11 protein-coding genes are annotated in these 14588 nt (G+C 75.4%); 4 read left to right on the forward strand and 7 right to left on the reverse strand.

The genetic code is table 11. The annotated features are described in order from the left end of the window. Positions 1–54: 54 nt before the first annotated feature. From AC6JBM_RS33035 to AC6JBM_RS33045, 3 genes are read left to right on the forward strand one after another with little or no spacing between them, the layout of a single operon-like run. Positions 55–729, forward strand: a complete 675-nt coding sequence (locus AC6JBM_RS33035; protein WP_497977923.1) for a uracil-DNA glycosylase — start codon at positions 55–57, stop codon at positions 727–729. Position 730: 1 nt separating this feature from the next. Beyond that, positions 731–1885 (forward strand): MacS family sensor histidine kinase, encoded by a 1155-nt coding sequence (gene macS / locus AC6JBM_RS33040; RefSeq protein ID WP_497977924.1) that lies wholly within the window; start codon positions 731–733, stop codon positions 1883–1885. 44 nt (positions 1886–1929) lie between these two features. After that, on the forward strand, positions 1930–2562 hold the full coding sequence (locus AC6JBM_RS33045; protein ID WP_350626150.1) for a response regulator: 633 nt from the start codon (positions 1930–1932) through the stop codon (positions 2560–2562). On the opposite strand, the gene AC6JBM_RS33050 is transcribed toward AC6JBM_RS33045, so the two are convergent. Then, positions 2559–2870 (reverse strand): hypothetical protein, encoded by a 312-nt coding sequence (locus tag AC6JBM_RS33050; RefSeq protein ID WP_497977925.1) that lies wholly within the window; start codon positions 2868–2870, stop codon positions 2559–2561. The genes AC6JBM_RS33045 and AC6JBM_RS33050 overlap by 4 nt on opposite strands. 109 nt (positions 2871–2979) lie before the next feature. Between AC6JBM_RS33050 and AC6JBM_RS33055 the strand changes: the two genes are divergently transcribed. After that, positions 2980–6441: an SCO7613 C-terminal domain-containing membrane protein gene (locus tag AC6JBM_RS33055; protein ID WP_497977926.1), complete on the forward strand. Its 3462-nt coding sequence runs from the start codon at positions 2980–2982 to the stop codon at positions 6439–6441. 24 nt (positions 6442–6465) lie between these two features. On the opposite strand, the gene AC6JBM_RS33060 is transcribed toward AC6JBM_RS33055, so the two are convergent. From AC6JBM_RS33060 to AC6JBM_RS33085, 6 genes are all read right to left on the reverse strand, one after another. Beyond that, positions 6466–7356, reverse strand: a complete 891-nt coding sequence (locus AC6JBM_RS33060; RefSeq protein ID WP_497977927.1) for a Gfo/Idh/MocA family protein — start codon at positions 7354–7356, stop codon at positions 6466–6468. 72 nt (positions 7357–7428) lie between these two features. Continuing rightward, complete coding sequence (locus AC6JBM_RS33065; RefSeq protein ID WP_497977928.1) at positions 7429–8418, reverse strand: 1-acyl-sn-glycerol-3-phosphate acyltransferase; 990 nt, start codon at positions 8416–8418, stop codon at positions 7429–7431. After that, positions 8419–9252, reverse strand: coding sequence for a patatin-like phospholipase family protein (locus AC6JBM_RS33070; RefSeq protein WP_497977929.1), 834 nt, complete (start codon positions 9250–9252; stop codon positions 8419–8421). After that, positions 9245–10912, reverse strand: a complete 1668-nt coding sequence (locus AC6JBM_RS33075; RefSeq protein ID WP_497977930.1) for a protein kinase domain-containing protein — start codon at positions 10910–10912, stop codon at positions 9245–9247. The genes AC6JBM_RS33070 and AC6JBM_RS33075 overlap by 8 nt, the downstream gene beginning before the upstream one ends. A 145-nt stretch (positions 10913–11057) precedes the next feature. After that, positions 11058–12317 (reverse strand): glycosyltransferase family 4 protein, encoded by a 1260-nt coding sequence (locus AC6JBM_RS33080; protein WP_350626148.1) that lies wholly within the window; start codon positions 12315–12317, stop codon positions 11058–11060. A 216-nt stretch (positions 12318–12533) separates the two neighbouring features. Continuing rightward, complete coding sequence (locus AC6JBM_RS33085) at positions 12534–14462, reverse strand: amylo-alpha-1,6-glucosidase (protein ID WP_497977931.1); 1929 nt, start codon at positions 14460–14462, stop codon at positions 12534–12536. Between the last annotated feature and the right edge of the window lie 126 nt (positions 14463–14588).

The raw sequence follows: 14588 nt of genomic DNA on the forward strand, positions 1-14588 counted from the left end.
TCCGCTTTACGGCCGGTACTAAAAATGTCGCACCCTACTCGTAGAGTGCCGTGCATGTCGTTGGATCTGCTGGAGCTCCTCCCCGCCGGTTGGCGTGACGTGATGAAGCCGTATCTCGACCTCGACGTCGTGCAGCGCCTGCAGACGTTCGTCGAGCACGAGTACGCGACCGAGACGGTGTATCCCCCGCAGGAGGACCTGTTCACCGCCTTCCGGCTGTGCTCGCCCGAGCAGGCGCGGGTGGTGATCCTGGGCCAGGACCCGTATTTCAAGCCCGGCCAGGCCCACGGGCTGAGCTTCTCGGTGCGCCCCGGCGTGACCGTGCCGCCGTCGCTGCGCAATGTCTACAAGGAGCTGCGCGACGATCTCGGGGTGACCCCGCCGGCCAACGGCGACCTGACCGGCTGGGCCGCCGACGGCGTGCTGCTGCTCAACACGCTGCTGACCGTGCGGGCCGGCAAGGCGGGCACGCACGCCGGGAAGGGCTGGGAGCACTTCACCGACGCCGCGATCCACGCGCTCAACGCGTTCGACCGGCGCGTGGTCTTCGTGCTCTGGGGCGCCCCCGCGCGCAAGAAGGCCGTGCTGGTCACCAACCCGCAGCACGTGGTCGTCGAGGCCGGGCACCCCTCGCCGATGAACCCCGCCGGGTTCCTCGGGTCGCGCCCGTTCAGCAAGATCGACGCGGCGCTGGCCGAGGCCGGGCTGCCGCCGGTGCACTGGGCCTGACATGACCGTCGGCGGGGACGAGCGGCGCCGGCTGCCTGGCCTGGAGGGGCCGCTGTGGCGGGCGCTGCTCGTGTTCCGCATCACCGCGCTCGGCTACGCCGCGGTGCTCATGGTCAACAACTTCCGCGAATACGAGTGGCCGCCGGGCGGCTGGCTGATCCTCGCGGTGATGACCGTGTGGACGGTGGTGGCCAGCCTCGGCTACGCCCGCCGGGAGCGCCGCGGCTGGCCGCTGCTCGTCGCCGACCTGGCGGTCGCCGCGGCCTGCCTGCTCGCCTCCCGCTGGATCGTGCATCCGGCCGGGCTCGGCGTCGGGGCGCCCACGCTGCCGATGGCCTGGGTCGCGAGCCCGGTCGTCGCCTGGGCCATCGCCGGCGGCCGTCGCCGCGGGGCCGTCGCCGCGATCCTGCTCAGCGTCGCCGACATCATCGTGCGCAACGGCGTCAGCCAGGCCACCCTCAACGGCCCGGTGCTCATGATCCTGGCCGGCATCGGGGTCGGGCACATCGCGCGGCTGGCCATCGACGCCGAGGCCCGGCTGCAGCGGGCCATCGAGCTCGAGGCGGCCACCCGGGAGCGGGAGCGGCTGGCCCGCGGCATCCACGACTCGGTGCTGCAGGTGCTCGCGCTCGTCCAGCGCCGCGGGGCCGAGCTCGGCGGCGAGGCGGCCGAGCTCGGACGGCTCGCCGGCGAGCAGGAGTCGGTGCTGCGGTCCCTGGTCGCGGCCACCTCGCCGGCCGGGCCCGGCGGGCCCGACGAGCCCGGCGGCGCGGCGATCGACCTGCGGCCGCTGCTGGACGCGTTCGCCTCGGCCACCGTGACGGTCGCGGCCCCGGCCACGCCCGTGCTGCTGCCGGCGTCGGTGGCCGGCGAGGTCGCGGCGGCGGTCGGCGCGGCGCTGGACAACGTCGGGCGGCACGCGGGCGACGGGGCCCGGGCCTGGATCCTGCTCGAGGAGCTCGACGACGAGGTCACGGTGTCGATCCGCGACGACGGGGCCGGCATCCCCGACGGGCGGCTGGCCGAGGCCGAGCGCGACGGGCGGCTCGGGGTCGCCCAGTCGATCCGGGGCCGTATCCGGGAGCTGGGCGGGGCGGTGAGCGTGACGTCGGGGGCGGGAATCGGTACCGAGGTGGAACTCACCGTGCCGCGCTGAGCGTTTATGGTGCTTGGGTGGACAGCGGGGCGAATCTGCGCGTGATGGTGGTCGATGACCATCCGATGTGGCGCGAGGGCGTGGCGCGGGACCTCGCCGAGGCCGGCTACGAGGTGGTCGCCGCGGTCGGCGAGGGTGCCCAGGCGGTGCGCATCGCCGGTTCGGTGCGGCCCGACGTCGTGGTGCTCGACCTGCAGCTGCCCGACCGGTCCGGGGTCGAGGTCATCCAGGGCGTGCTGGCGTCCTGCCCGGAGGCGCGGATCCTCATGCTGTCCGCGAGCGGCGAGCAGCAGGACGTGCTCGACGCCGTGAAGGCCGGGGCGACCGGCTACCTCGTCAAGTCCGCGGCCCGGGAGGAGTTCCTGGCGGCCGTGCGGCGCACCGCGCAGGGCGACCCGGTGTTCACGCCGGGGCTGGCGGGGCTGGTGCTCGGGGAGTTCCGGCGGCTGGCGAGCGTGACGCGGGCCGAGGACCCCGACGCGCCGCGGCTCACCGAGCGGGAGACCGAGGTGCTGCGGCTGGTCGCGAAGGGCGTGACGTACAAGGACATCGCCGAGCGGCTGGTGCTGTCGCACCGCACGGTGCAGAACCACGTGCAGAACACGCTGGGCAAGCTGCAGCTGCACAGCCGGGTGGACCTCGTGCGATACGCCATCGAGCGCGGCCTGGACGCCTAGCCGCCGTCCTGGACCCGCATGATGTCCAGCAGGTAGTGGCCCAGCACGACGTTGCGGTTCAGGTCGAGCACGACGACCAGGAAGACGTTCGAGCGCTCGCAGTTGACGAGCACGTGCTGCCGGTTGCCCTGGGGCATGTGCCAGGCGTACGTCACCAGGCCCTCGGAGAAGTCGTGGCCCTGCAGGTCCGCCTCGGGGATCTCGTCGAAGTAGGGCCAGAAGTCGAACGGGGGCTCGTCGCCGGGCCCGAGCTGGACCGGCTCCGGCTCCATCGTGGCCCGGTACTCGTCCTCGCTCAGCAACCGCATCACGACAGCATGCCCCTTGATCACGCTGGACCGGAAGCGCGGGTACTCAGGCCCGGTTGAGTAGCCGAGCCGATACGGCCCCGGTCCCCGCTGCGGCACCCTGAGGGGCATGGTGAGCTACCCGTGCCCGTTCTGCGGCGCGCCGGCCGGGCTGGAGTCCGGGTGCGGCGGCTGCGGAAGGCCGCCCTTTCCCGATGCGGCGGAGGTCGTACGGCTCAACGCGCGCACGCGCGAGCTGTACTCGGAGGTGGAGGCGGCCCGGGCGCGCTTCGGATCGGCCGTGCTGGCCTACAACGCGGCGGTGTCGCAGCGCAACCTGCTCGCCGCGCGGGTGAAGGCATCCGTGGCCACCACGCCCCGCCCGGTGGCGCCGGCTTCCCCGGCCGCCGCTGCTCCGGCCACCACGCCCCCGGCCGCTGCTCCCCCGACGACTGCTCCCCCGGCGACTGTTCCCGCGGCACCCGCCGGTGGGTTCGAGCGGCGGCCCGAGGCGGCGCCGCGAACCGTGCAGAACCTGCTGTTCGTGCTCGGCGGCCTGCTCCTCGGCGCGGCCGCCATCGTCTTCACGGCCGTCGCCTGGGCGAGCTTCGGGGTGCTCGGCCGCGCGGCCATCCTCGCGGCCGTCACGCTGGTCACGCTCGCCGTGCCGCCGCTGACTCAGCGCCGCGGCCTGCGCGCGACCGCCGAGACCTTCGCCGCGCTCGGGTTGCTGCTGGTGGTGCTGGACGGGTACGCCGCCTGGTACGTCGACCTCGCCGGCCTGGCGGGCGCCACCCTGCCCACCACGTACGCGGGCATCGTCTTCGCCCTCGCGGGGGCGGTGGGCGGCGGGTACGCGGCCCTGACGAGGCTGCGCGCCCCGGCCCTGGCCGCGGTGCTCGCCGTCCAGCCCGTGCTGCCGCTGCTCGCCCTGCACCGCGGCCTCGGGGCGACCGGCTGGACGCTGGTGTTCGTGATCCTCGCGGCGGCGGACGTCGCGCTGGCCAACCGGCTCGCCCGGCCGACCGGCCAGGCGGCCTGGGTCGCGTCGGGCCTGGCGGTGCTGTCGGCGCTGCCGCCGGCGCTGCACACGCTGGCCACGGTCGACGGGGTGCCCGCGGCGCTGCGGATCGCGGGCGTCCTGGCGGCGCTGGCCGCCCTGGTGGTCGCGGCCGGGGCGCCGCACCCGCGAGCGACGCAGCCGGCCGCCGGGATCGCCGTCGGGATCGTGGCGGTGGGCCTGGCCCGGCTGGTGGCCGAGGTGGTCCCGGGGCAGCGGTACGTGGCGTTCGCCGTGCTCGGGCTGGCCGTCGCGGCCCTCGCGCTCGTCGCGCCGGCGCGGGTCCGGGCCGGGGTCCGGGCCGGGGCGCTCGTGGTGGCCGGCGGGTTCGCGGTGCCGTACGCGGCGTTCGCGCTCCTCGCCGCCGCCCGCGGCGCCGTGCACGCGCTGCCCGCGTGGCACCCGGCCGCCACGGCGGCGGGCCGGCTCTTCGACTGGCAGGAGCCGGCCGCGCTCGTCCTGCTCGCCGGGGCGGTCTGGCTGCTGGTGCGGCATCCGGTCGTACCGTGGACGGCGCTGCTCCTCGTGACCTTCGCGGCGCCGTCGGCGTTCGCCGGCCCGGACCCGGCGCTCGCGGCCCTGGCGGACGGGATCGCGCTGGTGATGATGGCTACTGCTTTTGCCACTGCCGGAGTCGCCGTCGCCAAGCCGGCCGAGGGCGCGAAGGTGTGGACCTCCGAGGTGCTCGCGCTGCTGGGCCTGCCCGTCGTGGGGGCGCACCTCGCGGTCGTCGGGCTCGTCTCGCCCGCCGTGACCCTTGCCGCCTATGCCCTGCTCGGCGCGGTGGCCGCCGCGGTCGCCGTCCGCTCGGCCGGGCGCGCGACCGGGTTCCCGGCCGCCGTCCTGGGGCTGCTGGCCCTGCCCGTCGCGGGGGCCGCCGGGTTCCGGCTGGCGTCGCTGGGCACCGTCGCCGTCCCCCCGGCGCTGGCCGGCGCCACGGCCGGGCTCGCGCTGGTGCTGGCCGCCGCGCTCGCGCTGCGTGACCGGGCTTGGGGCTGGGTCTTGAACGCGGGCACGGTCGCGACCGCCATGGCCGGGGCCGGGGTCACGATCGCGGCGGCGGTCGCGGCGGCGGCGAACCACGGCGCGACCTGGTTCGGCACCTTCGGCGCGGCCGCCCTCGCCGGCACCTGGCTGGCCGCGCGCGCCTTCCGCCCGGCGTCGGTGCGGGGGCGTCACGCCGTGGCCGCGGTCGTGCCGGCGCTGCTCGCGACGGTCTCGCTGGTGCCGGCCGTGCTCGAGGCGCTGCTGCGGCCGCTCGGCTGGATCGGGGCGATCTGGCGGGGCGCGCCGGGCGGGGTAGGGCTGGGACCGGACGGTACCGAATGGTGGCGGGACCAGCCGCCCGCCTTCGGGGCCGCGGCGTCGGCCGTCACGCTGGCCGTGCTCGCCGGGCTGGCGGTGCTCGTCGCCGGGCGGTTCGGGATGGCCCGCTGGGGTGTCGCGGCTCCCCCGGCGCTGCTGGCGATCGTGCTCGGCTGCGTCGCGGCCGGGGCGCCGTGGCCGGTCGTGCCCGCGGCCACCCTCGCCACCGGGCTGGCCACCGCGCTCGGGGCGGCGCTGCGCCGGCCCTCGCGCGGCACGGTCGTCGCGGCGATCGCCTGCTGGTTCGGGATCGTGCCCGGGCTGTCGGGGCTGCTGGCCGCGGCCTGGTCCACCCTCGCCGGGCTCGGGCTCCTCGTGGCGGCCGCGGTCGTGGCGGGTGTCGCGGGGCGAAGCGCCGTCGCGCGGGGCACGGCCTGGGCCGTCGCCGGGACCGCCGGCGCGTGGCTGGCGTTCGCGGCCGGGCGGGCCGCGGGGCTGCCGTTGACCACCACCGCGTACCTGGTGCTGGCGGCCGCGGGGCTCGCGCTCGGCGGGGGCTTCCTGCTGCGCGGGCGCGGGGCCGAGGGGCGGCTGCTCGACGGCGTCGCGCACGCCGCGGCCGTGGTCGCGTTCCTGCTCTCGACCGCGGACATCGCCGCGGCCGGTGGGGTCGCGGGGCTGTGGGGGGTGGCGCTCGGGCTGCGGGCGCTCGGCGGTCCGGCCCGGATCGCGTACGCCGCGGGGGCCGTCGCCGCCGAGCTGGTCGCCTACGAGCTGGTGCTGGTCGCGCGGGAGGTGTCGGTCGCCGAGGCGTACACGGCGCCGGTCGCGCTGGCCGCGCTCGTCGCCGGGTGGTTCGCGGCGCGGCGCAACCCGGGGCTGACCAGCTGGACGGCGTTCGGTCCGGCGCTGCTGGCCGGGCTGCTGCCCAGCCTGGCGCTCGTGATGACCACGCCGGGGGCGCCGGGGCGGCGGCTGGTGCTCGGGTTCGTGGCCGTGGCCGTGGTGCTGACCGGGGCCCGGCTGCGGCTCAAGGCGCCGATCGCGGCCGGCGGGGCGGTGCTGGCCGTGCTGGCCTGGCACGAGGTGCTGCTGTTCTGGGACTACCTGCCGCGGTGGGCTCCGCTGGCGGTGGCGGGGGCGCTGCTGGTGGGGTTCGCGGTGACGTACGAGCGGCGGATCCGCGACCTGACCCGCCTCCGCGACGCGGTGGGCCGGATGCGCTGACCCGGCCCACCGCGCGCGGGGCGCTCAGACGGCGACGATGGTCGAGGTGCTGCGGGCCCGCTCGGCGGCGGACAGGATGCGGGTCACCTGGGCGCCGAAGGCCGCGTCGCACGGGTGGGGCCGGCCGGCGGCCGCGTCCATGAGGGCGTTCACGGCGTTGCCGAAGGCCTCGACCTGGGTCGCGTCCCACTCGGGGAGGGTGGTGGCGCCGTGCTCGCCGAAGTAGGAGAAGCCGAAGCTCGTCGCGTCGGGCGCGGCGTCCAGCGTCAGCGAAAGGGTGCTCGCGGCGCCGCCCTCATGGCGCAGCAGCAGGTGGGCGGTGTCGCGGGGGCCCTCGGCGGCGGAGAGGTCGACGACGGGGCCGAGCAGCGGCAGGATCACCGAAAGCGCGTGCGGGCCGAGGTCCCACAGGCCGCCGCGCTCCTTGCGCCAGACCGAGCCGGCGTAGGGGTTGCCGGGCTGGAAGATCGACGTGTACATCGTGCCGTGGGCCGCATACCAGCCGCCGAGCTCCTCGTTGGCGGCCAGGAAGCCGGCGATCGACGGGACGAAGCGGTTGGTGAAGAAGACGACGGAGGCCACGCCGGCCGCGCCGGCCGCCGCCACCACCTCGTCGGCCGCGGCCGGGTCGAGGGCCAGGGGCTTGTCGAGCAGCAGGTGCTTGCCGGCCTGGGCCGCCTTCACGGCCAGCGGGGCCTGGACGTGCGGGGGCAGGGCGATCGCGACCGCGTCGACCTCCTTGAACAGGGCGTCGACGTCGGTGTAGGCCGGGACGCCGTAGCGCGAGCCCAGGTCCGCCGCCTTGTCGGCGCTGCGGCCCCAGACGCCCGCGAGCGTCGCCGACGGGTGAGTCGCCAGCGCGGCCGCCTGCGTGACCGTCGCCCAATGTCCCGTGCCCAGCACACCGAATCGCATCGGACCATTCTCCCCCACGGCACGCCGCGGCGGATCACCGCCCGCGCGGGGAATCCCGGCATACCCGATATTTCACGGGTTGTGGTGACCGATCCAGTCGTCGATCCGGGCCCACCACTCGTAGAGCCACTCGACCCGCTCGTCGCGACCGGCGGGGATCTCCTCGGGCTCGACCGACCACCAGCGCATCGTGATCGTCAGGTCCAAGGGGAGGTGGCGCCAGACGTCGGCGACCGTGAGCAGCTTGTCCAGGCCGGTGTGCGCGACCCAGATCACCCCGGCCTCGGGCGCGGCGTCCAGCGCGGCCAGGGTGCCGCCCGGCCGCGGCGCCAGCACGTGGCGCATCCGCTCCGCGCGCTGCGCCATCGCCGTCAGCCCCAGGTCCCGCAGCCGCTGGATGGCCCGCTCGCGCCGGTTCGGGGTGAAGTTGCCGCCCTCGGGGAAGAGCACGAGCACGTCGTTCTCGTCGAGGCCGGTCGCCAGGGCCGCGATGTGCTCCTCGCTGTCCTCGGCGAAGGTCACGAAGTGGTTCGGCAGGCGGTTGAGCATCACGTCGATGACCGGGTCCCACTGCAGCGTCTGCTTGAGCACGATGCGCGGCTCGCGGTCGAACCAGCTGATCAGGGAGTGGACCAGCAGGAACGAGTCGCCGGGGCCGGCGTGGCGGCAGAAGACGAGCTCGGGCTGGCCGGGCGCGGCCACGTCGGGGTCGGTGCCGACCACGGAGACCTTGACGCCGAGGGCGAAGCGGGCCTGGTGGTAGAGGATCTTGAGGAACTTGCCGGTCAGGACGTAGTGGATGCGCTGGAAGCGGGGGCCGCGCAGCCGCCAGCCGAAGCCGCTGGCGACCCACAGGGCGAAGAGCACGACGAGGGCGACGACCTCCAGGAAGAGGTAGACGGCGACCATCCAGCCGACCCGCAGCGCGCGGAGGCGGCCGGAGCCGAGCGGGCCCAGCGCGCCGGCGAGCAGCAGCCAGATCGGCATGACGGCCAGCAGCGCGGTGATGAGGACCAGGGCGAGCGGGGTCAGCACGAGCCGGCGGATCCAGCGGGGCGGCATCTAGCCCAGCGCCTCGAGGTAGGCGAGGCTCGCCTCGTACGCGCGCTGGATGCGGCCGCGGGCGAGCTCGACCTTGCGGTACGACAGCGGCGAGTCGTCCCTCGGGGAACCGCCGCCGGTGGGCAGGACGTGCACGGACACGTCCCCGGGCGCCTCCTGCAGCTCGCGGGCGAAGCGGTGGCGGCGGGCGACCTCGAAGGCGACCTGGGCCACCTCCCACGCGCGGCGGGGCGGGCGCAGGGGCCGCTCGACCCGCCCGACCTGCATCACGAAGACGGTCCGGGCGCCCAGCGCGACCGCGCGCCCGACGGGCACGGAGTTGACGATGCCGCCGTCGATGAAATGCTCCTGCCCCAGGTGTACCGGCGGCAGCAGCCCCGGCACCGCCGAGGACGCGAGCACGGCGTCGATCAGCGGGCCGGACGAGAACCAGTGCTCGGCGGCCCGCTCGATGCTCGCCGCGCAGCACTGGAACGGCACCTCGAGGTCGGCGAACGTGGTGCCCTCGCCCAGCTCGCGCTCGAGCATGCGCCGCAGCGGGGCCGGCGAGTGCAGGTGGGTGCGCCTGGCGAAGCGGCTCAGCTGGCGGGGCAGGGAGTCGCCGTACACCGTGCGCGCCTGCGGCGAGGACCACAGCTCGGTGAGCCGCTCGGCCACGTGCTCGTCCGGGGACGCGGCCACGGCGGCGCCGTTGAACGCCCCGATCGAGGTGCCGACGATCAGGTCCGGCCGGATGCCGTGGTGCAGGACCGCGCGGACCATGCCGACCTCGTAGGCGCCGAGCACCCCGCCACCGCCGAAGACGAAGCCGACGGGCGCCGTGACCTCACGCATGCCGCTTGCGGCGGGTGCGCTGGGCGGGCGGGGCGGCGCTCTGGAAATACGCGGGCGGGGCGGACTGCCCGGGCTGGGCCGGCCGCCGGCTCGGGTCCGGGTTGCCGTCGGGGTCGTTGGGGTCGAAGCCGGGCGGTCCGCCGCCGGGCGGGGGGCCCTGGGGGCGGCCGGGGGGCGGGCGGGACGCGTCTGGCGGCGCCTGGACGTTCTCGGCGATCGGGGGCAGCTGCTCGTCCGGGGCGCGCATCTCGACGCGCAGGTCGCAGGCGGTGTCGTTGAGCACGAAGTCGCTGGGCGGGCCCGGCTTGCCGCCGTGACCGTAGACGCCGACGGTGACCGCCTTGCCGGGCAGCAGCGCGGCCTGGCCGGTGATCCGCAGGCCGCCGACGCCGGGCGTGTAGGCGCCGGAGCCGTCGACACGGTCGACCTGCTGGCCGCCCCGGAAGAGGAAGACCAGCTCCCACGGGTCGAGCGTGCGGTTGCCGATGTTGGCAACGGTAACGCGCGCCTCGAAGCCGCGCTCGGTACCGGGCATGGACAGCGGATGGATGTAGAAGTCGACGTTGCAGCCCGGCTTGGGCGCCCAGGGCTTCCAGATGATCATTCCGGTCGTGGCCCCGGCCGCGAGCACGGTCGCCAGGACCGCGACCCAGGCGCGCCGGGCGCCGCGGCTGGTGACGACCCGATGGTGGCTGCCGCCGCCGGGGCGCCGCACGACCGGTAACTCCGCGCGCCGGCTCTGCGGGGTGTCCTCGCTCGGCGGCGGCGCGTGCACCTCCTGCGTGGAGGAGCCGTCCTCGCCGGGCAGGACCACGTGGATGCCGGTGGCGGCGGCGAGCACGCGGGAGACCTCGGCCGCGGGCGGGCGGGCCTCGGGGTCCTTGGCCAGGCACCGGGTGATCAGCCGGGCCACCTCGGCCGGCATGCCGGGGATCTCCGGCAGCGGGTGCGGCGGCTCGTACACGTGGTTGGCGATCATCTGCGTCGGGGTGTCCGCGTGCCAGGGCAGCCGGTCGGTGAGGCAGCGGTAGGCGAGCAGCCCGACGGTGTAGACGTCGGTGGCGGCCACGACCCCGCCGCCGAGCAGCCGCTCGGGGGCCAGGTAGGCGGGCGTGCCGAAGACGGTGCCGTCGCGCTCGTCGTCCGGGTCGTAGGAGCCGGCCAGGCCCGCGACGCCGAAGTCGAGGATCTTCGCCCCGGCCGCGGTGAGCATGATGTTGCTGGGCTTGATGTCCCGGTGGACGATGCCCTTCTCGTGCGCGGCGGCGAGCCCGGCGGCGACCTGGGCGCAGATCTGGGTGGCCCGGCGCCAGGACATCGGCCCGGCGCGCAGCCGCTCGGTGAGCAGCTCGCCCTCAAGCAGCTCCATGACGACGTAGGGGCGGCGGCCGTTGCGGCCGGCGGAGACGTCCCCGGCCTCGCCGTAGTCGTGCACGGCGGTGATGTTGGGGTGCTGCAGGCGGGCGACGACCTGGGCCTCGGAGCGGATCCGCTCGCGGTTGCCCGGCTTGCCGGCCAGCGACCCGGCGAGCAGCTTGACGGCGACGTCCCGGTCGAGCACGAGATCGCGGGCCCGCCACACGACCGCCATGCCGCCGGTGCCGACGGGTGCGATCAGCCGGTATCTGTTGCCGAGGACCTCGTCGGCGCTACCGCTCACCCAATGCCGTCCTGATCGATTCCGGTCGCTTTTCCTGGCAAACCGTACCGGGGATGGAACGCCCTGGCGAGACCCAAAATATGACCGACCCCGGCAAATCCACATGCCGGGATCGGTCAGAAATCCGATGTATTTGGGACGGGGTTTACAGCGTCAGCAGGTTACCGTCCGGTACGACGATCTGCGGCCGCCCGTGCTCGAGGAACGCGGCCGCCTGGCGCGCGGCGAACCCGGGCGCCTCGGAGATCGCGGTGCCGTAGACGCTCGCCGTGTCGGCCGCGATCGTGGACCAGCCGTAGCGCTCGCTGACCATGGAGCGGGCCTGCTTGGCGACCCGGCGGGCGAACGGCTCGTCCTCCAGCAGGGTGGCGACCGAGGCGGCGAGCCCGTCGGGGTTCTTGGCCGGGAACGTGACGCCGGTGACGCCGGGCTCGACGATCTCGGCCAGGCCGCCGGTCGCGGCCACGGCCAGCGGCGCGCCGGCGGAGGCGCCCTCCAGCGCGACCATGCCGAACGGCTCGTAGATGCTCGGCACGACGAGCGCGTCGGTGGCGGCCATGAGCGCGGGCAGCTCCCCCTCGCCCATGAAGCCGGCGAAGGAGACGGCCCGCTGCAGGCGGTGCCGGCGGACCTCCTCAAGCAGCTCGCCCTTGTGCGGGCCGTCGCCGGCGATGACCACGCGCAGCCCGTTGTGCCGGGCCCGCAGCTCGGGCAGGGCCGCGATGAGGTCCTGGACGCCCTTCTCATAGACCAGGCGGCCGGCGTACCCCAGCAGGGGCCCCTCGCCCGCGAACCGTGCCCGGGCCGCGTTGACCGCCCGCGCCGGGGCCCGCCACACGCTGGCGTCGACCCCGTTGGCGACCACCGACACCCGCGCCGGCGCGAGGTCGAGCAGGCGGGTGACCTCCCAGCGCATGTATTCGGAGCAGACGATGACGCGGCAGGCCTCGTGCCCCAGCCACCACTCGACGGAGTGGATGCACTTGTTCATCTCGTCGGGCAGCCAGCCCTGGTGCCGGCCGGCCTCGGTGGCGTGGATGGTCGCCACCAGCGGCAGGTCGAGGCTCTCCTTGAGGGTGACAGCGGTGTGCGTGACGAGCCAGTCGTGGGCGTGGATGACGTCGTACTCCCCCGTCGCCGCGGCCCGCAGCGCGGCCCGGGTCAGGGTGTGGTTGAACGCCATCGTCCAGGCCAGCAGGGTCGACGTGGCCAGCGGGAACAGCGGCGGGTCCTCGGCCGCCCGCACGATCCGCACGCCCTCCGAGTACTCCTCCAGCGGCGCGCCGGGCGCGTGCCGCGTCACGACGGTCACCTCGTTGCCGGCCGCCACGAGCGAGGTGGCCAGCGCGTGGACGTGCCGCCCGAGGCCGCCGACGACCACCGGCGGGTACTCCCACGACAACATCAGAATGCGCAACGGTCGTCGTCTTCCGGTCCCGATGGTCTCGCTCACGTGGCCGCCCCCACAGATCGTTGATCAAAACGCTCGCCCAAATACCCACGCACGGCGCTGCCACACACGCGATTTCTCCCCCGCGTGTGAGCCGTTGGGTGGGTTTGAGACTCATCCTGCCCCGTGAGGGTTACCAAGGCGGCAAATCTCATTTCTAGGGTGTAACGCTCAGCCGACATTCCTCCGAACGCGCAGCACCTCCGCGACCGACCAGGCCTGGAACGGGCACCCCGTGGCCCGGTGCGGGGCGTCCCCGTCGGCGGTCTCGCTGACCGAGCCCACGCCCCACTCCCACAGATGCGCCTCGATTCCCCGCAGGAGCTCACCGTGACGGCTCGTCGCCCCGGCCGCGTGGGCGTCCACATAGGGGCCGAGCATCCAGGGCCACACGGTGCCCTGGTGGTAGGCGGCGTCGCGCCGGGCCGGGTCGCCCGCGTGGACCCCGATGTATCCCCGCTCCCCGGCCGCCAGGCTGCGCGGGCCCAGGGGCGTGATCAGGGCGGACACGGCCTCGGGGACCTCCCGGCCGCGCATCGGGCCGCGGGGCAGGCTCCACGCGAGCAGCTGGTTGGGGCGCAGCGCTGGGTCGTCCCCGCCGGGCCCGTCGACCACGTCGAAGAGGGGCGTCACATCCGGCCGGCCGGTCGCGGAGTGCAACGGTGACGGGATCGGGAAGCGGCGCTCGAAGCTCGCCCGGGCGGTGGCGAGCAGGGCCGGCACCGGGCCGGCGGGGCGGCCGGTGCGCTCGGCGAGGGCGGCGATCGCGGCGAGCCCGTTGATCCACAGCGCGTTCACCTCGACCGGCTTGCCGGCCCGGGGTGTGATCGGAATCTCCCCGACCCGGGCGTCCATCCAGGTGAGCGCGACGCCGGGGGCACCCTGGGTGACGAGCCCGTCACCGTCGACCCGGATGCCGTAGCGGGTGCCGCGCACGTGGGCCGCGACGACCTCCTCGAGCGCGGGCAGCAGCTCGGCGGCGAGGTCGTCGTCGCCGGTACCGCTGACGTGCCGCTCGATCGCGTGGAGGAACCACAGCGTGGCGTCGACGGTGTTGTGCTCGGTCCGCCCGGTGTCGGCCGTGTTCGCGAGCATGCCGTCGTCGAGGGTCGCCGCGTAGGCCCGCAGCAGCTCGCGGCCCTCGTCGTACCAGCCGGTGCTGAGGAAGAGCCCCTCGTACGCGGTCATGGTGTCGCGCGACCAGGTGCCGAACCACGGGTACCCGGCCACGACGTCGGGCGCGCCCGCGGCCCCCGCGACCACGAAGGCGTCCGCCGCGAGCACGAGCGCGGCGTCGGCCGGGTCCGCCGCGTCGTGGGTCAGCGCGCGGTTGCGCAGCCGGGCCCGCTCCACGATCCGCCCCGCCCCGCGGTGCGCGTCCCCGTCGCCGGCCCAGGCCTCGACCTCGAGGGTGTCGCCGGGCTCCAGGTGAGCGGTGAACCGGCCGGCGCACCACAGGTCCTCGTGCGCGCTCAGGCCCCGGTCGGCCTCGAGGCGGGCGTGGGCGCCGCGGTACCACTGCGAGACCCGCTGGAAGCCGGGCCCGCTCAGGCGGAAGGAGTGCTCGACCACGGCCCCGCCGTCGTGCGCCTCGACGAGCGGCACCGGCCCCGCGGCGGACCGCTCGCCGTGCGCGTCGCGCCAGGTGACCAGGGCCTTGAGCGCCAGGGTGACCGGGCCGGGGGCGCTGACCAGCCGGTGCACGACGCCGAGGTGGGCGCGGCCGTGGACCATCGCCAGCTCGCGCTCGATCACGACCGGGCCGATCCGCCAGCGCCAGCGGGGCAGGCCGTCGACGAGCTCGAAGCGCTCGAGCAGGGTGTGCCCGGCGGGGCTGATCGCGCCGCCGGTCCACTCGTGCACGGCCAGCTCGACCTCGGCGCCCGAGGGCAGGGTCAGCACCGGGTCCAGGGCGGCCAGGGCCAGGTGGCGGCGGGCGGGCTGCCCGGGTTCGGCCACCACCAGCAGGCCGTGGTACCGCCGCGTGCGCAGCCCCGAGACCGTGCCCATCGCGTAGCCGCCGGTCCCGTCCGGGACGAGCCACTCGAGCGCCGCCCCGTGCGCCAGATCACCGCATACCTGCGTGCCGTACACCACCATGCGCACAATCTTGGTGGCTGCGGGTGGCAGGAGGCGACTCGACCCCAGCAGAATTACTGATCCATCGGGCCCGGGTCGATCGAGCCCGGACAGACGGCGCTGCGGCGTCCAAGATCCAGGAGGGTG

This window comes from Dactylosporangium thailandense (assembly GCF_059739745.1).